The 19,079-nt window shown below is 34.3% G+C and carries 16 protein-coding genes; 8 read left to right on the top strand and 8 right to left on the bottom strand.

Annotated elements, in window-relative coordinates:
• The first annotated feature begins 10 nt into the window (after nt 1-10).
• Nucleotides 11-379, top strand: coding sequence for a sulfite exporter TauE/SafE family protein (locus P700755_RS17800; RefSeq protein ID WP_015026003.1), 369 nt, complete (start codon nt 11-13; stop codon nt 377-379).
• 1 nt (nt 380) lies between these two features.
• On the opposite strand, the gene P700755_RS17795 is transcribed toward P700755_RS17800, so the two are convergent.
• A complete protein-coding gene (locus P700755_RS17795; protein WP_245535969.1) occupies nt 381-965 on the bottom strand; it encodes a TlpA family protein disulfide reductase in 585 nt (194 codons plus the stop codon).
• A gap of 219 nt (nt 966-1,184) precedes the next feature.
• Here P700755_RS17795 and P700755_RS17790 point away from each other — a divergent pair, with 219 nt between their 5' ends.
• The gene (locus tag P700755_RS17790; protein ID WP_015026001.1) at nt 1,185-1,787 is read left to right on the top strand and encodes a sensor histidine kinase family protein; all 603 of its coding nucleotides are present in this window, start codon (nt 1,185-1,187) and stop codon (nt 1,785-1,787) included.
• On the top strand, nt 1,784-2,521 hold the full coding sequence (locus P700755_RS17785) for a response regulator transcription factor (protein ID WP_015026000.1): 738 nt from the start codon (nt 1,784-1,786) through the stop codon (nt 2,519-2,521). Before P700755_RS17790 ends, P700755_RS17785 begins: the two co-directional genes overlap by 4 nt.
• On the opposite strand, the gene P700755_RS17780 is transcribed toward P700755_RS17785, so the two are convergent.
• Nucleotides 2,522-3,037 carry a hypothetical protein gene (locus tag P700755_RS17780; protein WP_015025999.1) on the bottom strand — a complete coding sequence of 172 codons (516 nt, stop codon included), beginning with the start codon at nt 3,035-3,037 and terminating at the stop codon, nt 2,522-2,524.
• 133 nt (nt 3,038-3,170) lie between these two features.
• On the opposite strand from P700755_RS17780, the gene rpmH reads away from it, so the two are divergent.
• The 3 genes from rpmH to P700755_RS17765 all read left to right on the top strand — a co-directional run bounded on the left by rpmH (nt 3,171) and on the right by P700755_RS17765 (nt 6,786).
• Nucleotides 3,171-3,332: a 50S ribosomal protein L34 gene (gene rpmH / locus P700755_RS17775; RefSeq protein ID WP_003438882.1), complete on the top strand. Its 162-nt coding sequence runs from the start codon at nt 3,171-3,173 to the stop codon at nt 3,330-3,332.
• An 89-nt stretch (nt 3,333-3,421) separates the two neighbouring features.
• Nucleotides 3,422-6,274 (top strand): carbamoyl-phosphate synthase large subunit, encoded by a 2,853-nt coding sequence (gene carB / locus P700755_RS17770; RefSeq protein WP_015025997.1) that lies wholly within the window; start codon nt 3,422-3,424, stop codon nt 6,272-6,274.
• Between the two features lie 2 nt (nt 6,275-6,276).
• A complete protein-coding gene (locus P700755_RS17765) occupies nt 6,277-6,786 on the top strand; it encodes a gamma carbonic anhydrase family protein (protein ID WP_015025996.1) in 510 nt (169 codons plus the stop codon).
• A 70-nt stretch (nt 6,787-6,856) separates the two neighbouring features.
• Here P700755_RS17765 and clpB read toward each other — a convergent pair whose 3' ends face one another.
• On the bottom strand, nt 6,857-9,442 hold the full coding sequence (clpB, locus tag P700755_RS17760; RefSeq protein WP_015025995.1) for an ATP-dependent chaperone ClpB: 2,586 nt from the start codon (nt 9,440-9,442) through the stop codon (nt 6,857-6,859).
• 179 nt (nt 9,443-9,621) lie between these two features.
• Between clpB and P700755_RS17755 the strand changes: the two genes are divergently transcribed.
• The gene (locus tag P700755_RS17755) at nt 9,622-11,898 is read left to right on the top strand and encodes a T9SS type A sorting domain-containing protein (RefSeq protein WP_015025994.1); all 2,277 of its coding nucleotides are present in this window, start codon (nt 9,622-9,624) and stop codon (nt 11,896-11,898) included.
• Between the two features lie 81 nt (nt 11,899-11,979).
• Here the strand turns inward: P700755_RS17755 and P700755_RS17750 are convergent, their stop codons facing one another.
• Nucleotides 11,980-14,226, bottom strand: a complete 2,247-nt coding sequence (locus tag P700755_RS17750; protein ID WP_015025993.1) for a TonB-dependent receptor family protein — start codon at nt 14,224-14,226, stop codon at nt 11,980-11,982.
• Between the two features lie 181 nt (nt 14,227-14,407).
• Here P700755_RS17750 and P700755_RS17745 point away from each other — a divergent pair, with 181 nt between their 5' ends.
• Nucleotides 14,408-15,586, top strand: coding sequence for a hypothetical protein (locus P700755_RS17745; RefSeq protein ID WP_015025992.1), 1,179 nt, complete (start codon nt 14,408-14,410; stop codon nt 15,584-15,586).
• On the opposite strand, the gene P700755_RS17740 is transcribed toward P700755_RS17745, so the two are convergent.
• From P700755_RS17740 to P700755_RS17725, 4 genes are all read right to left on the bottom strand, one after another.
• Nucleotides 15,583-17,004 carry an MltF family protein gene (locus tag P700755_RS17740; protein ID WP_015025991.1) on the bottom strand — a complete coding sequence of 474 codons (1,422 nt, stop codon included), beginning with the start codon at nt 17,002-17,004 and terminating at the stop codon, nt 15,583-15,585. The two genes, P700755_RS17745 and P700755_RS17740, sit on opposite strands and share 4 nt — an antisense overlap.
• Before the next feature lie 127 nt (nt 17,005-17,131).
• The gene (locus tag P700755_RS17735) at nt 17,132-17,428 is read right to left on the bottom strand and encodes a hypothetical protein (protein WP_015025990.1); all 297 of its coding nucleotides are present in this window, start codon (nt 17,426-17,428) and stop codon (nt 17,132-17,134) included.
• Between the two features lie 57 nt (nt 17,429-17,485).
• Complete coding sequence (locus P700755_RS17730) at nt 17,486-17,860, bottom strand: DUF4258 domain-containing protein (protein WP_015025989.1); 375 nt, start codon at nt 17,858-17,860, stop codon at nt 17,486-17,488.
• A 9-nt stretch (nt 17,861-17,869) separates the two neighbouring features.
• A complete protein-coding gene (locus P700755_RS17725; RefSeq protein ID WP_015025988.1) occupies nt 17,870-19,075 on the bottom strand; it encodes an alanine dehydrogenase in 1,206 nt (401 codons plus the stop codon).
• Between the last annotated feature and the right edge of the window lie 4 nt (nt 19,076-19,079).

Genomic DNA, 19,079 nt, shown 5'->3' with positions numbered 1-19,079 from the left:
AACCTTTAGTATGAGTTTATTAGTAATTTTAGCTTTGGTAGTTATTGGTCTTATTGCTGGCTTTTTAAGTGGTATTCTTGGAGTTGGTGGGGGAGTGGTAATGGTTCCGCTTATGATCTTACTTTTAGGATTTTCACAGCACCAAGCTCAAGGTACAAGCCTAGCCGTTTTAGCAGTTCCAGTGACGCTAGCAGCAGCCTATAACTATTACCAAGATGGTAGTTTAAATTGGAGATATGCATTAGTTATGGCACTTATGTTTGTGATTGGGGGATATTTGGGATCGAAATTAGCTATAAGCCTAGATGAAAAAGTTTTAAAACGAATTTTTGGAATCGTATTAGTAGTCCTTGGGTTTAGAATGATTTTTGCTAAATAAGCTATAGATTTTCATATTTTTTTAAATCTAAAATATCTTTTTTCATAGACTTTAGACAAATCTTAGTAGCTATTTCCTCGTCTACAGAAGGATGAACCTGCTTATTGCTTCTAATGTTTAAAATTGTTTTATCCTGACTTAAAGTTATAGAGATAGGAAGCCCTAATTTATGCTTCAACATTTTAATAGTTTTGGTTTCTGTATTATATAATTCGTCGACATACAATACTTTGATTTTAGTATGAAATTGTTTAGAAAACAAAATAGCATCCTCTTTCGTATCCCACATTATCAGTACAAAATCCATCCAATCTCCATGGGTGTCTATAAGTTGCTTTAAAGCTTCGGTCTCCCCATTACTAGGAACACACCAAGACGCATAACTCATGATATATAAAGGTTTTTTAAAATCATATAGATGATTAATCTTATTATTGATACTATAAACTCTAAAGTTATCTAGAATTGTTCCCTTAAGCTTATGACTGACTAAAGAATCAAAATAATTATTGGTAGAATTGTGATTTCCTAGATTAAAATCAGCCTCTGATTTTGCCTGAAACTCATCGTGATATAATTCTAACATTTGGGAAAATAGAATACTATCATTTTTTTCTGCAGGTTGAGAAAAAATTGATGATGAAAAAAATAAAAAAATAATAATTTTTATCAATATATAGTTATTAATTGTTAAATTTAAACAAATTAATGCGATTAAACCTAAACAATCTTCCTGCTTATTTAGCAATAATTATAAATAATTAATTTTAAATAACTTATCTTTGTTTTAACCAATCAATTTTTAATGACAAATAATTTAAAGGAAAATAGTGACGGTCTAAAAGAAATCCTGGACAAAACTCTTCATCGTTTTAAAAATAATCTCCAAACTCAATTGAGTTTGATGAATATACAATCGGCGACGAATCGGTTATACTTTGATGATAGGAAGGTTATAGTAGATAGAATATTTGCCCTAACCTATCTCTACGATGTGTTTTACAGGACTAATAAAGAAGAAGCTTTACCATCTGATACATTGATTTCTTTTCAATTTTATGTGCTCCAATTCCTTCAATATTTAAAAAGTTCTACCTCTGAGATAGACTTTGAATTAACGGACACTTCGCATTTAAAAGTAGACGTAGATGACCTTTTAATTTTGGCTTATATTTTGGTCGAGATTAACGATTTCAGGATGAGCCTCAACGATCGAATGGTGTTAGATTTTAGCCACAATTCAAAAAAAATAAGTTTAAAATTTTCCTTTGATAGTATCAAAAATCATGAAAAATTCCCTGATTTATTCGAAAAGCAGTTTAAAATATTTGATTTATTGGTAAAACAGCTTAAGGGTAAATTCGATTATAAAAAGAAATTTGTTAGACTATCATTCCCAATCCTATGAAAACAAAAATACTAATAGTAGAAGATGACAAAATAGTATCTTTTGAAATCCAATCTATTCTCAATCAAAATGGTTTTGATTCAACTATTTGCGAGAGCTATAATTGTTGTATTAAAAACCTAGACACCTTTAAACCCGAGCTTATTTTGCTGGATATTGATTTAAGTAAAAAATATGAGGGCATACAAATAGGGTCGTATTTAAATTCTAAGTCGAGAATTCCTTTTATTTATATCACAGGATATACAGATACAGAAACTCTTAAACGCATCCAAACGACTAAGCCTGTAGCATATCTATCCAAACCCTTTAGAGAAATTGACGTCATAGGCAATATTGAATTGGCTTTGTATAACAAAAAAGCCTCTTTTGATGATATTGGTAACTATGAAGTTGAAGAAGAGAGCAAATATTCAAAACCCATTAAAAGAGCTTTAGAATATATCGATACCAATATTAATCAAGAAATAAAAACAGATGAACTTATTCGTGTTTCAGGTTGGAGTAAGTTTCACTTTATAAGAGAATTTGGAAAGGAAGTAGGTAAAACACCCTATCAATATGTTCTTGATGAGAAAATGAAATTGGCTTCTTCAAAGTTAAAAAACACTTACCAAACGGTTAAGGAAATTGCATTCGATATTGGCTACACATCCAATTCTAGCTTTACAAATGCCTTCGTAAAACACTCAGGAATTTCGCCGTCTAGTTTTAGAAAAAAATATTGTAGGTAATTAGAAGCGCTTCATTTGTTTCTTCATCATTTGTATCTGCTCGTTTAGCATTCCATTTTTATCAAGAGACTTTGCTTCTTTTAAAAGCAGTTGTGCTTCTCGCTTTCTCCGTTTAGTCATAGCGATACCCGCTAGGTTTAATTTAGCCATTGCTAAATCTTGTTGCATGGATAAACCTAATTTTATCGCCTTTTTGAAGTACTTCTCAGCTTTCGTCATATTGGTTTGAGAAAGTAGTAAGCCATGAATATAGTTAAAATAGCCTTGTTGTTTTTGAGTTAAAGCCGTTTCAGGATTTTTAATTCTATCTAGCCATTTTCGTGTTCCCTCAAAATCCTGTTTCCTCAATCTTAAAAATGCCAACAAAATCATTTCGTTTTTAAAATAAATAAAGATAAATATCCCTGAAAAAAGAATAAGGGCAATTCCATTACCAATGAAACCTTCAACAATTTGGAATATGCCAAAAGCTATTAAAAGGCCTGCAATGATAAGCTTGAAATTTTTATGAAACATGATTTTGATTTTGATTGCAAATCTAACAAAAACAATTGAAAAAAACTTTATTATTAGGTTTGCAAAAATAAAAAGGAGTCGTATATTTGCACCCAGTTTTCAAAAAAAGATAATACATTTAAAGAAATAAAAAATGAAAAGAACTTTTCAACCTTCCAATAAAAAAAGAAAGAATAAACACGGCTTTAGAGAGAGAATGTCCTCCGTAAACGGCCGTAAAGTCCTAAAAAGAAGAAGAGCTAAAGGAAGAAAGAAATTGAGTGTTTCCTCTGAAATGAGTCTTAGAAAACGATAAGAAATGAAACATTAAATTCATAATATAAGGTGTTGCTTTAAGTAACGCCTTTTTTTATACCCAATAGTCTCACTTTTTATAATTTTACTATGCCAAAAAACAATTCTATCAAGACTATTTTACTCATAGGCTCAGGTCCTATAGTCATAGGTCAAGCCTGTGAGTTTGATTATGCAGGTTCTCAATCCTTAAGATCTCTTCGTGAAGAAGGTATAAAAACAATCTTAATCAATAGCAATCCTGCTACAATTATGACTGATCCTTCTATGGCAGATCACGTCTATTTGAAACCACTAACAACTAAATCTATTGTAGACATCCTAAATGCACACCCAGATATTGACGCTGTTCTTCCAACAATGGGCGGACAAACGGCCTTAAATCTGTGTATTGAGGCTGATGATAAAGGCATCTGGGAAGATTTTGGCATTAAAATTATTGGAGTAGATATTGACGCGATCAATATCACAGAAGACAGAGAAAAATTCAGAAAATTAATGCAGCATATTGGAATAGGAGTTGCTCCGTCCAAAACGGTGACGTCTTTTCTTCAAGGAAATGAGGTAGCTCAAGATTTTGGATTTCCTCTTGTAATTCGTGCTTCCTTTACCCTTGGTGGAAGCGGGGCGTCTATAGTCTATTCAGAAGATAGTTTTGAAGAGCTTCTTACTCGTGGGCTCGAAGCCTCTCCTATTCATGAGGTCATAATTGATAAGGCCTTAATAGGTTGGAAAGAATATGAGTTAGAACTCCTCAGAGATCGCAATGATAATGTGACTATTATCTGTAGTATAGAAAATATGGATCCCATGGGTATCCATACTGGCGACTCTATAACTGTCGCTCCAGCTATGACGCTAAGTGATAGGACATATCAAAAAATGAGAGATATGGCCATTAAAATGATGCGTAGTATTGGAGATTTCGCTGGTGGATGCAATGTTCAGTTTGCGGTAAGTCCAGATGAAAAAGAAGATATTATTGCCATAGAGATAAACCCGAGGGTTTCTAGATCCTCCGCCTTAGCCTCTAAAGCAACTGGGTATCCTATTGCAAAAGTGGCTTCAAAACTTGCTATAGGCTACCATTTGAACGAGCTTCATAATCAAATCACTCAAACTACTTCTGCATTTTTTGAGCCTACATTGGATTATGTTATTGTAAAAATACCACGTTGGAATTTTGATAAATTTGAAGGATCAGATAGAACCTTAGGCTTGCAAATGAAGTCTGTAGGTGAAGTAATGGGGATTGGACGCTCTTTCCAAGAAGCTTTGCATAAAGCCACTCAATCTTTAGAAATAAAAAGAAACGGACTTGGTGCAGATGGAAAAAGCTATACAGATTACAATCAGATTTTAAGCAAATTAGAATATGCAAGTTGGGACAGGGTGTTTGTGATTTATGACGCTATTCAGTTGGGAATCCCACTAAGTCGTATTCATGAGATCACCAAAATCGATATGTGGTTCCTTAAGCAATACGAAGAGCTGTACAGTTTAGAAAAAGAAATTTCAAAGTATGATATAAAAAGTATCACTAAGGAATTAATGCTTGAAGCTAAGCAAAAAGGCTTTGCAGACCGGCAAATTGCTCACATGTTGAAGTGTTTAGAAAGCGAAGTGTACACCAAAAGGGAGGAGCTTAATGTGAATCGAATTTACAAGTTGGTCGATACTTGTGCAGCGGAGTTTGAGGCCAAAACCCCTTATTATTATTCCACTTTTGAAGCAGATGTAATTGACGCAAACGGGGAGAAAGTTTTAGCCAACGAGAGTGTGGTGACCGATAAAAAGAAAGTTATAGTCCTAGGGTCTGGACCTAATAGAATAGGGCAGGGAATCGAATTTGATTATTGCTGTGTACATGGAGTGATGGCGGCTGCAGAATGTGGTTATGAAACGATTATGATTAATTGTAATCCTGAAACGGTGTCTACTGATTTTGATACGGCAGATAAATTATACTTCGAACCTGTTTTTTGGGAACACATTTACGACATCATCAAGCATGAAAACCCTGAAGGGGTGATCGTTCAACTAGGAGGACAAACAGCTTTAAAACTGGCTGAAAAGTTAAGCAGATACGGTGTCAAGATTTTGGGAACAAGTTTTGAATCTTTAGATCTAGCGGAAGACAGAGGAAGTTTTTCTAAATTACTACAACAAAATAATATTCCATACCCAGAATTTGGGGTAGCAGAAACAGCAGACGAAGCTTTAGCTTTAGCTGAAGAGCTCGATTTTCCTATTTTAGTAAGGCCCTCTTATGTCCTAGGAGGCCAAGGAATGAAAATTGTGATCAATAAGAAAGAGCTAGAAACTCATGTCGTAGACTTATTAATGAAAATGCCTAATAACAAACTATTATTAGACCATTATCTAGATGGAGCTATAGAAGCAGAAGCAGATGCAATATGCGACGGTGAAGATGTCTATATCATAGGAATTATGGAACATATAGAACCTTGTGGAGTCCACTCTGGAGATTCTAATGCATTATTACCACCTTTCAATCTTGGAGATTTAGTACTAGAACAGATAAAAGATCATACCAAGAAAATCGCGTTATCTTTAAATACGGTGGGTTTACTCAACGTGCAGTTTGCAATAAAGGATGATAATGTGTATATTATTGAAGCTAATCCAAGAGCATCAAGGACAGTTCCATTTATAGCAAAAGCTTATAAGGAGCCTTATGTGAATTATGCCACTAAAATTATGTTAGGACATAAAAAAGTAAAGGATTTTAATTTTAATCCTCAGCTTGAAGGCTATGCTATTAAGCAACCGGTTTTCTCTTTTGATAAGTTCCATAATGTCAATAAGCAACTAGGACCAGAGATGAAAAGTACTGGAGAAAGCATCCTGTTTATTGATAGCTTAAAAGATGATACCTTTTATGAGTTATATGGAAGACGTAAAATGTATTTAAGTAAATAGAAATGGCACTTATTCAATCTGTTAAAGGAGTTTCACCAATTATCCCAGAGTCTTGTTTTTTGGCACAGAATGCTACTGTGCTAGGAGATGTTAGGATGGGAGTCGATTGTAGTGTTTGGTATAATGCCGTTATTCGAGGAGATGTCAATTCTATTGAGATTGGAAACGAAGTTAATGTACAAGATGGTGTTGTTATTCACTGTACTTATCAAAAAGCAGCAACAAAAATCGGGAATAGAGTTTCTATAGGGCACAAGGCTATTCTTCATGGTTGTACCATAGAAGATAGCGTATTGATAGGCATGGGTGCTATAGTGATGGACCATGTTGTTGTAGAATCGGGGAGTATTATAGCCGCAGGCGCAATTGTTGTCTCAGGAACTCGTGTTGAAAAAAATACAATCTATGCGGGTATTCCAGCTAAAAAGCTAAAAGATGTTTCTAAAGAAAATAAAGAAATGATAGAAAGAACAGCAGACAATTATATGATGTATCAAACTTGGATAGATTGATTTTGACTTCTTATAATAAACAAAAAGCCCGTTTTTACAAACGGGCTTTTTGTTTGAGTGTAAATTGGTATTATTGGTTTCTAAAAATCAGCTTGTCATCAAATTGATCTAAAAGGATAATGCTATCGGTTTTGATTTTTTCGGCTAAAATCTCTTTTGATAGGATGTTAAGGACTTCTTTTTGGATCGTCCTCTTAACAGGTCTTGCTCCATATTGTGGATCAAAGCCAATCTTGGCTATATACTCGATAGCTTGTTCTGTAGCATCTATAGTAATACCTTGTTTCATCAACATCTTTTTAAGACCCTTGAGCTGTAACCCAACAATTTCCTTAATGTTGTTTTTCGATAATGGAGTGAACATAACCACATCATCAATTCTATTTAGAAATTCTGGTCTTACACTTTGTCTTAATAAGCCTAGAACGTCCACTTTAGCACTTTCCATTGCACTTTCAACATCTTTAGTCGTATCATATTTTTCTTGGATAATATGACTTCCAATGTTAGAGGTCATGACTATGATACTATTTTTGAAATCTGCAAGTCGACCTTTATTATCTGTGAGTCGACCTTCATCCAAAACCTGCAATAAAATATTAAACGTGTCTGGGTGGGCCTTTTCAATTTCATCTAAAAGTATAACAGAATATGGCTTTCTTCTTACCGCTTCCGTTAATTGTCCACCTTCTTCATAACCTACATAGCCTGGAGGTGCTCCTACCAATCGACTTACGGAATGTCTTTCTTGATATTCACTCATATCTATACGTGTCATCGAGCTTTCATCGTCAAACATATATTCTGCAAGCGCTTTGGCTAATTCCGTTTTACCCACACCTGTAGTACCTAGGAAGAGAAAAGATCCAATTGGTCTATTTTGGTCTTGAAGGCCAGCACGACTTCGCCTTACGGCATCAGAGACCGCTTGTATGGCTTCCTCCTGTCCAACAACCCTTTTGTGCAATTGATCTTCAAGTTTTAAGAGTTTTTCTCTATCAGATTGAAGCATTTTTGTCACTGGAATTCCTGTCCATTTGGCAACTACTTCTGCAATATCTTCGTAATCAACCTCTTCTTTAATAAGAGTGTTTTTGGTTTTCTGGCTTTCGACTTGTTCTTGTAATTTACTGAGTTGTTCTTGAGTTTCTTTTATTTTGCCGTACCTATATTCAGCTACTTTGCCATAATCACCCTCGCGCTCTGCTCGTTCTGCTTCTAGTTTATAGTCTTCAATATCAGTTTTTAATCTCTGAATATTATCAACCACATCTTTTTCATTTTTCCATCGGGCGTGAAGCGTATTGCGCTCATCCTTAAGGTCTGCCAAGTCTACTCTAAGCGATTTTAATTTAGTTTCATCTTTTTCACGCTTAATGGCCTCAATTTCTATTTCCAACTGCATGACTTTCCTATCGAGTACATCCAATTCTTCAGGCTTCGAATTTATTTCCATCCTTAATTTTGAAGCGGCCTCATCCATTAAATCGATGGCTTTATCAGGAAGAAATCTATTGGTAATATAGCGTTGAGAAAGTTCCACAGCTCCTATGATGGCCTCATCTTTAATCCGGACTTTATGATGAGCTTCATACTTCTCTTTAATTCCTCTTAGGATCGAAATAGCACTTTCGGTATCTGGTTCATTCACAATTACCTTTTGAAAACGTCTTTCTAAGGCTTTATCTTTTTCAAAGTATTTTTGAAATTCATCTAATGTTGTAGCTCCTATTGCTCTTAATTCACCTCTAGCTAAGGCTGGTTTTAAAATATTAGCGGCATCCATTGCACCTTGTCCTCCTCCAGCCCCTACAAGAGTATGGATCTCGTCTATAAATAAGACAATATCTCCATCACTATCTTGCACTTCCTTGATAACCGATTTTAATCGTTCTTCAAACTCTCCTTTATATTTAGCACCTGCAATTAACGCTCCCATATCAAGGCTATAAATCTTTTTAGATTTTAGGTTTTCAGGAACATCTCCAGCAATAATTCTGTGAGCAAGACCTTCTGCAATAGCTGTCTTACCAGTACCAGGCTCACCAACAAGCATTGGATTATTCTTAGTCCTCCGAGAAAGAATTTGGAGAATTCTTCGTATTTCTTCATCTCTACCTATAACCGGGTCTAACTTTCCTTCTTCAGCAAGTTCGTTTAAGTTATTGGCATATTTTTCTAAAGAATTATAATTATCTTCTGCATTTTGAGAAGTTACTTGATTGCCTTGGCGAAGTTCTTGTATAGCAGATTCTAGAGCTTTTTCTGTAACCCCTTGATCTTTTAAAACTTGAGCAATCTTACTCTTACTTTTAAAAATAGCTAAAATTAAATGTTCAATAGAAACATATTCGTCATTCATTTTTTTAGCAATAATGCTAGCCTCGTTAACGGTTTTACCCGCTTCTCTGGATAATACAATATCACCTCCGGTTACTTTTGGAAAACTCTCTAAATTTTTATCTAAAATTTGAAGAAACAATTGAGTATTGACATTGAGCTTCTTCAATAGAAAAGGAGTTACATTTTCATCGACTTGGGTTATAGCTTTAAAAATATGTTCGTTCTCTATTTGCTGATGTCCAAGTTCTTGAGCAAGTAACTGAGCTTTTTGTAAAGCTTCTTGTGTTTTTATGGTGAAGTTTTTAAAATCCATGTTAAATATGTTTAAAACTCTATTTCAAAATATATACCTAAAAAAATATTGCCATTATGGCAGTTTTTTTAAACTCAAAACTTATATTTTGTCATGCAATTGGTTTTGATTTAATAGACTATAATAATTTATTTAACAGTTTATTTTAATATATTTGTATCAATTAAAACAAATTTAACATGAAAAATAAATACAATGTTTGCTTACTGTTGTTGTTTTGCTTCGGTTTTAGTCAGGCTCAAGTCACCAATGAAGGTAATCCCAAGAGTTGGGACTTAGAACTTGAATCCAACAAAGCTTTGAGTCTTCCCAATTTTAACTTAAAATCTTTACAAGCAGAAGATGCTGTTAACGATGAGCTAAAAAACCAACCCTATAGATTTGGTCATGAACACCAAGTGAGTCTTAACTTTAAAGATGGAACTTGGAACGAGCTCAAAAATGGAGATCGAGTTTGGCTTTTAAATATAAAATCTCAAGGGGCTAAGACCTTGAATTTTTTATTTGATGAATATCGTCTTCCTGATGGGGCTAAACTTTATTTTTATAATGAAGATAAAACAGATCTTTTAGGAGCCTATACCTCCTCTCAGAATAGAGATGATATGCAATTTGGAAGTTGGCTTATAGATGGTGATAATATTTGGATAGAATATTTTGAACCTGCAAACGCTAAGTTCAAAGGTCAGCTTCATATCTCTAAAGTGGTTCATGGATATAGGAGTGTTATGGATATACCTCAACTAAGTAAAGCATTAAATAGTTCTGGCCCCTGTAATCAAGATGTAGATTGCCCTATAGGTAGTGACTTTGATAATTTGAAAGAGGAGTTAAAAAAATCTGTAGCTATGACTATTGTTGGTAGTAGTGGATTTTGTTCTGGCTCTTTAATAAATAATACCAATAACGATGGTGCACAATATTTTCTAACAGCAAATCATTGTCTTGGAAGTTCTCCTGCCGGTTGGGCATTTAGATTTAATTGGAGAAGTCCAGACCCATCTTGTTCTACAACAACAAACTCTACCGATGGAGATTTTGATCAAACCGCTAGTGGTGCAACTCTATTAGCAAGTAGTGCTAAATCAGATTTTGCATTATTAGAAATAAATGCTCCTTTATCAACGGATTGGGATCTAGTTTGGCCAGGCTGGGATCGAAGTGGAGATATTCCAGATTTTACAGTGGGTATTCACCATCCTAGTGGGGATATTATGAAAGTTTCGAGAGATGATGATTCTCCATTTAAAAACTCTAGATCTTTTGGAGGAATTAGTAATATGGATAATTGGTTTTTGGATGAATGGGAATTGGGAGTAACTGAGCCTGGTTCTTCAGGTTCACCTCTTTTTGATCAAAATGGTCGGATTGTTGGACAACTTGCAGGTGGAGCTGCTGCTTGTAGTGGTACTTCCAATAACGGAGCTTTTGATTTTTATGGAAGATTTGACGTGTCATGGGATTATGGAGATACGTCTTCATCACGGTTACAAGAATGGTTAGATCCTACAGGTACAGGAGTTCTTGTCTTGGATCAATTTCCATCTTCAGAAATATTTGATAATGACGTGGCATTAGCAGTTGATAATATAAGTGATGTTATCTGTGGAAATGAAGCTTTTCCTGTGTTCAGAATAGTTAATGAAGGAAATGAAGTGGTCACAAATGCTACATTAACTTATCAAATGGGTACCCAAAATGAAGTAAGTGTAGATTGGTCAGGCTCTTTAGCAATTGGTGAAAGTGAAGAAATTGTTTCTCCTACTCTTAGCCTTTCAGATGGAAATGTATTGGTTGCCTCTTTAGAAATTGATGGTGTTCAAGATGGATTTCCTGATAACAATTCTATGACAAGAACAATAGATAATTTTCAAGATGCTACATATGACACAGAAACAGTAATTTTAACATTAGTGACAGATGAGTATGCCTCTGAAACTTCTTGGGAGTTTTATGATCAAGATGGAAACTTACTAGCTGAAAGCCAAGGGGTACTGACTAATCTTACAACTTATACTGAAACTTTTGAAGTGGATCCAGATAGTTGCTTCGAATTTGTTATTTTAGATACTTATGGGGATGGTATTTGTTGCGGCCTTGGTAATGGATCTTATAGCTTGGAAACGGGTTCGGGTGAACTCATATTCGAAGGAGGTGATTTTGGTGGATCAGAATCTACAAATTTCAGAGTTAGTGATAACTTATCCTCAATTGGATTCGATTTTAGCTCTAGTTTGAGCATTTATCCAAATCCGGCTTCTGCTTTTGTTCAAATAGAAATAAATTCAAATGAAGAATTTAATGTGGAGCTATTTGATATGAGTGGTAAAAAACTTTACCAAACTCAAATGAATGGAGATATATCCATTGATTTAAATGCTTACGCCACTGGGATTTATTTTGTAAAAATAGGCAATGGAGAAAACTCTATTACCAAGAAAATACTTAAACAATAAGTATAGACTTAAAGTTTTAATGAAGAAAGCCCTGATCAATTATGATCGGGGCTTTCTATTGAAATAAAAAAAATTTAATTTTTATAGTCTAAATTCAAATCCTCCATAGATTCCAAATGGGTGACCCGGCCTAAGACCAGCAGGTACTCTAGAGACTTCGTATTCTGTATCTAACATATTGATGACATTAGTCGTTAAACTAAAGTTATTTGTTAAATGGTATTTAGCAGAAATATCAAAAATGAAATTACTTCCTACTTTTTCATTGGTGGGAATGTCTCCAGTGCCAGCTAGGGTTCTAAATTCCCCTCTATATCTAGCATTAGCATGCGCTTCAAATTTTTCAGCTATAAAGCTTAAGCCTGCATTAAACTGATGTCTAGAAATATAGGGGACTTCATCTCCCGAAGCCACTTCTCCCCATATACCAACATTACTGTCGAAGGTGTTTTGGAATTCTGCATCTGTAAATGTATAAGTCATTGTTAGTGGAAGACTGAAGTTGACGTTATTGGTTAGAAAATCATAACCACCTAGCACTTCAAGACCTGATACATCCACTTCCCCTGCATTAAACAAATCTAAGGTTCCACCACCGCCAGTTGCCGCTAAATCGCTCCCAAGAAGATTGCTATAGTCATTATAAAAACCTACGACTTCACCAGAAAAACCATTATGACTAAAGCGTGTTCCTAATTCATAATTTACACTCTGTTCGGAGCTTTCTCCCTCAGTAGTTCCTGCAGGAGAAAAACCTTTGTGAACTCCACCGAATAATGAAAATTCTTGGTTAAACTTATAATTAACACCAATTCCTGGTATAAATTCATTCATTTCATTAGACCTAGTACTTAAGTTAGTTCCAGTTCTAGTGACATCTTCGGTTCCAAAATCATTTCTTTCTAAAGTGATATTTTCATATCTCAACCCCGGAGTAAATGTCCAGCGTTTGTACTTTAATTTATAAAGAACGTGAGCAGCGAGAGCATTAGCATCAGTTATTCTGTTAGAATCTGTGCCAGGAGTCCCTTGTTCCACTATATTCATATTTCCATTAATCATGTTATAACCATCGACCCATTGAAAACGATCTTCTTCATCCTGGTGATATCTTAAACCTACTTCAATGTCATGAAAAACCAATCCAGTGGCAAAGTGATAATCTGCTTTAGTTTGAGCTCCTTGTGAATAATATTCTCGATTATTATTTTTTACATTGAGGGCAGAACCTTGGAAGTTCTGTGTTCCGTTCACCAATCCAAATAAAAACGGAAAATCTCCTGGGGTTTCCATTAAATTTGAAATGCTTGCTGAACTTCCGTTAGCGGACACATCATTTAATTTATACCAATTCCTCTTAAAATCATTTCTATAAGCTGTTGTTGTGATTCTAAAATAATCTGAAAATTTTGCAGTATGAGTCAATATAAATTGCGTGTGCTCCGCATCCATCAAATCTTTTTGCGAACCAGCATATCTTCTGTAAGGAGTTATCTCGTAATCTTCATCCGTTAGCCCGAGATAAGTTTCATCAGATTGTTCATCGGAATACTGAAACTTAAAGTCTAAAGATTGCTGGACTTTAGCTTCGGGATTTGTATTAACTCTAAATTTTGCGACAAAATCATTGGTATCAAATCCTGTATTTCCACCATTGTCAAGATTTTTAAAACCATCTGAACGCCTTTTATTATATTCAACCGTATAACCGAAGTTTTTGAAAGAATCGCCAACATTAGCATAGCTATTTAAGGTATTGTATGTTCCATAACTTGTTCTTAGGTTAGCTCTGAAGTCATTTGGGATTTCTGTAGATATAAAATTGATCGCTCCACCTGTGGTATTTGGACCATATTGAATTTGGCTACTTCCTTTGAGAACCTCTACAGATTGCATCCTGTTAACATTTGGAAAATAGTAAGCAGAGGAAGCACTGTAAGGCGCAGGAGCTATTAAAACTCCATCTTCCATGATATTTATTTTGGAAGATCGCTCTGGAGATGTTCCTCTTAAGCTAATATTAGGGCGAAGTCCAAATCCATCTTCTTCATAAATAGAAACCCCAGGCACTAGAGCTAAAACTCGGTTGATGTCGGTATAATTTTGTTGTTGAAGTTCTTTTTTAGATAGAAAATAGGCAGAACCTGTTCTATTCTTTACCTCAAACTTACTTCCTAATAGCTTATTAGCAACGATTGTTACCTCTCTTAAATCCTGAATGGAATCCGAAGATTTTTGATTATTAGATTTTGTTTGTGCCTCTACATCAATACAACTGAAAAGTAGAACTAGTGAAAGTATTAGTTTTTTAATGGTACTCGTCCTCATTTATACGTATTTAGATTAAAAATTAAATGCGGGCGCAAAACTAATAGCAATCTTTTGTCTGTGCAAGCTTATTTAGACTTAATTCAAATAGAAGTTTTATAGCATTGAAAATCAGTTCAATATTTAGTTTTAATTTTTAAGGTTGTTAATTTACATTTTAAACTGACAATCAAATTTACTTATGAAAGCACTTGTATCCATTTTTGTAATCTTTCTCATCTTTTCCTGTAATTCGGTTAAAAAAACACAGCGAGCTATAAATTCTGGTAATTATACGGAAGCAATTAACAGATCTGTAAAACAGTTACAAAAAAATAAATTCAACAAAAAAGGATATCAGTATGCCAACTTGCTAAAGACTTCTTTCGAAAAGTTTAGGGAATCTAATCTAAAGCGCATAGATTTTTTAGAAAAAGAGACCCTACAAAATAATGCGAAACCTATTTATGAATCCTATCTAAGGCTTCAAGATGTTCAAAATAGAATAAAACCTCTACTTCCTCTTGAGAATGAAGATGGGAGTAGGGTGGTATTTGAGTTTTATGATTTTTCAGATGAAATTATAGCTAGAAAGGAGAATTATGCTGAATATTTGTATGTGAAAGCGAGTCGATTTTTGGATTCAGAAGATAAAATTGACAGTCGTTTGGCTTATAATAGTTTTGTGGAATTGGAAAAACTAACCCCAGGTTATAAGAATGCATCCAACTTGAAGCGTGATGCGTATATCAATGGAATTGATTTTGTATTAGTATCTCTTTATAACACTACCGAGCAAATTATTCCTGCTTTATTAGAAGATAGACTATTAAATTTTAACACCTATGATCTTGATGATTTATGGACTGAATATCATGTGAATCCTAGAGAGGATTTTTCATATGACTTTGCGATAGATATCAATTTCACCTCTATACAGTTTTCTCCAGAACGATTACTTGAGCGTCAAGTTCCTTTAGAACGTGCAGTGGTTGACGGTTGGAGATATAAAAAAGATAGAGCTGGTAATTTTATTCTCGACGAAGAGGGGGATAAAATTAAAGAAGATAGTGTTATTAATGTAAGTGGGACTTTATTTGAAACTGTTCAATCTAAAGAAGTTAAAGTTATAGCGGAAGTAAATTACTTTGATTTAATCTCGGATCAAAAAATTAATAATTATCCATTGGAGAGTTTTTTTATATTCGAAAATAGATTTGCAAGGTTTGAAGGTGACAAAAAAGTCTTGAACAATGATGAGAGTCTCCTCTTAACAAGAAGACCAGTTAACTATCCAACACACGAACAAATGCTGTCTGATGCCTCCGAAGATATTAAAGACAAACTTAAATCAATTTTGAAACAACAAATCAGAAATTAATTATCAATAAATTTTTTGTAATGTTCAAGCCTTTCAAAAATTTCTTTTACATAGTTATAAGGTTCTTCACCTCGAACGTATCCATACTTTATAAACGATTTATTGTAATGCTCAGGAAAACTAAGGTCGAGCAAAGAAAGCTCTACATTATCATCCCATATCAACGGGTCCAGACCTTGGGTTTTAGCAAGTTTTTGAGCATCTTTTACATGGTATAAGCCACAATTATAAGACCCTAGTGCAAACTTAATTTTTTGTATGCTGTCTTTGACATTACTATGACTTTCTAACATCTGTTTTAAATAAGTCGCTCCAGCTTTTAAGCTTTGATTTGGATTATAAGGATCTGTAATACCTAGCTCCTTTGCTGTAGCAGGCATAATTTGCATTAAACCGCTAGCGCCAGCCCAAGAATCTCTATTAGGTTTAAATTGAGACTCTTGATAAGCCACAGAAGCCAAGAGCCTCCAATCCCATTCTATCCGATCTGCATTTTCTTTTAGGATATCATCATAAGGGCTTATTTTGTTTTCATTGAGGCTATAAAATTCACTTATGACTCTGCTTTTATAAAGCCTTTTATTTTTGAAATATTTATTATATATAACATGATAATCTGTTGTTTTCTTTGCTTTTTCAAGCCACTGGTTAACAGCCGCTAATAAATTAGTATCTGTCTTGCGGACTGCCCAGCCAATACGCTGAGACAGACTTAGTGATGTGCTGATATCTAAAATAGGATAGTAGGAAGAGTTTATAAAAGCAATGTTTTCATCTGCTATGGTGAACTTAATATCTCCGTCTACAACTTTTTTAATTATCTTATCCGTAGATAAAGTTCCCTTAAGAGTATCAATTATAATAGGGCCTCCTAGCTCATTAGATAAGTTTTTAATTCTTGAAGCATAAGAAGAGTTTCGCTTTACTGATATAGTATCATTTATTAACTCAACGGCGTTAGTTACCAATTGTTTTTTTATTTCATGTAATTTCATTCTCCGCCAGTTTTCAGGTTTTTTCTGAATTAAAACTTGGTGAGAAAGATATAATGGAGTTGTGAAATTTATTTTTCTTTTCCGGTCTTCAGTGATGGTATACCCGTAGGCTAAAAGATCACCCTCACCTTCTTGAAGAAGTTTTATTAAGTCATTTTCATCTTTGGCTACCACCATTTCTAGTTCAACATCTAAGTCTTTAGCCATTCTTTTTAAAAGTTCATATTCAAAACCCATCGGGCGACCTTTATACAAGAAATAAGTGGTTCCTGAATAAATGGTTAAAGCTTTTAATTTTCCACTTTCCTTAATGTCTTGAAGATCTCTGGAAAATTTTTCTGAATCTTCTATTTCTTTATGTTCTTCAGAGTTAGATTGACAACCTATATTTATAAACAGTAAAAGGAGAAATATTTTTTTCATTTTAATTGGAATATAATTTCAATATAGGCATTTAGTTCTACGCTATAGGGCGATTTCTTAATATTATGACAATATAAAAGCCAAGAAACCTGACTTAAATTGGTCTAATATTTTGATAATGAATTATTTAATCTTCATTTTCGTCATCTTCTCCTTTCTGAGGCAAATCAACAAAATTCATATCCATTTCTTCAACTTCATAATTCTCCACATCAAATTTTATCATGGTGTCTTCCAACCTTGTACTTATTTTTACCAAATATATGGTGTCTTCCGTTTTGACTTCAACAGCTTCTACCGTATCATTTTTAGAGTTTTTAAAGACTAAAACATCTCTGTCATCATATCCATCAGGATACTTTTGAACTAATAAGGATAAAATTTCTGGCGTAAGTTTTTTGTAATCGATTATGATTCTTTTCATGCTAGATTGGATTTATACAAGCAAACATAAAATAAAAGTTTACATAAAAGAGCTAAATTACTTTAAATTAAAGACTCTTTTTAAGGTGGCTATAGAGTCGCAGTTTTCAAAAATCAAGCCTAATCTTTCTTCATTGATTTCACCTTCAATTTGATAAATTTTGCAAGGCTTTGCTTCGATATTACTTTCTTTAAAGTTAACATCTCCAGACTTCAAAATATAGGAGATAGAAGAGGTATCTATTTTTTTCTGATTAAAAAACTCTAAAGCTTCATTAGTAACGACGCGATCTTTAATGCGAATATTTTTTAAAACTCTGGAATCCAAGCCCCAGTCACAGGATGTTTTTTTGCCACCTAAGAAAAACATCAGCATGATAATACCAACAACAAAGCCTGATGAGTAATAGCCGAGTCTATGAATAAATTTCATAAAATAAATTTAGAAAATAAGTAAATTAGGATCTCTGTGATTCAGATCGAACCAATCTGCCACTGATTTATTAGTAAGAATTCCATGATAAAAATACAAACCGTTCCTGAGACCTGCATCTGTTCTTAAAGCGTGTTCTAAGCCTCCTTCTTCACCAATATCGAGCAAGTAAGGAGTGAAAATGTTGCTGATAGAAAGCGATGCTGTTCTAGAATATCGCGAAGGTATATTGGGAACACAATAATGTATCACTCCATGTTTTTCCATAGTAGGTTGATCGTGAGTTGTCATCGATGAAGTTTCTATACATCCTCCCATATCGATGCTCACATCAATAATAACAGCTCCTTTCTTCATCTTTTTTACCATTTCTTCAGTGACAACTACAGGAGCTCTATTTTGTCCTCTTACGGCTCCAATAACTACATCTGCTCTTTTTAGAGCTTTAAGTAAGATTTTAGGTTGAAGGGTGGAGGTGAACAAGGACCTTCCAACATTATTTTGTAAACAGCGCAATTTGGTAAGGGAACTGTCAAAAACTTTTATACCCGCACCCAGTCCCAAAGCGCTTCTGGCTGCAAACTCTCCTACCGTTCCCGCTCCAAGAATAACCACCTCTATAGGGGGTACCCCACTTATGTTTCCAAACATAAGTCCGTTGCCGCCAGACATATTAGATAAATACTCTGCAGCAATTAAAATGGAAGATGTTCCTGCAATTTCACTTAAAGCTCTTACCGCAGGATAACCTCCAAATTGATCCTTTATAAATTCAAACGCCAATGCTGTGATTCTTTTATTTGCTAAAGTTTCACAGTATGATTTTTTTCTGGTTTTAAGTTGTAAAGTTGAAATAAGAATAGATTTAGGCTTCATCAACTCCAACTCATCTTCAGAGGGAGGTGCGACCTTCAAAACTATCGGGCATGCAAAAACCTTTTGAGTGCTTTTAATAATTTCACCCCCAGCTTCACTATAATCTCTGTCACTAAAATTAGCTTGGTTTCCAGCTCCACTTTCAATAAGGACCCGATGGCCATTTGCTGTAAGCGCATTTACCGCATCTGGAGTGAGGCAAACCCGTTTTTCTTGATAAGACGTTTCTTTTGGTAAACCTATAAATAGCTGTCCTTTAGAGCGCTTTATTTCTAGCATTTCTTCCTGAGGAAGCAATTCTGAAGTTGTAAAAGGAGAATTTGAAGAGTGTTGATTCATGGTG

It is taken from the genome of Psychroflexus torquis ATCC 700755 (genome assembly GCF_000153485.2).
GTDB lineage: Bacteria > Bacteroidota > Bacteroidia > Flavobacteriales > Flavobacteriaceae > Psychroflexus > Psychroflexus torquis.
This window is presented reverse-complemented; position numbering and strand designations above follow the sequence as displayed.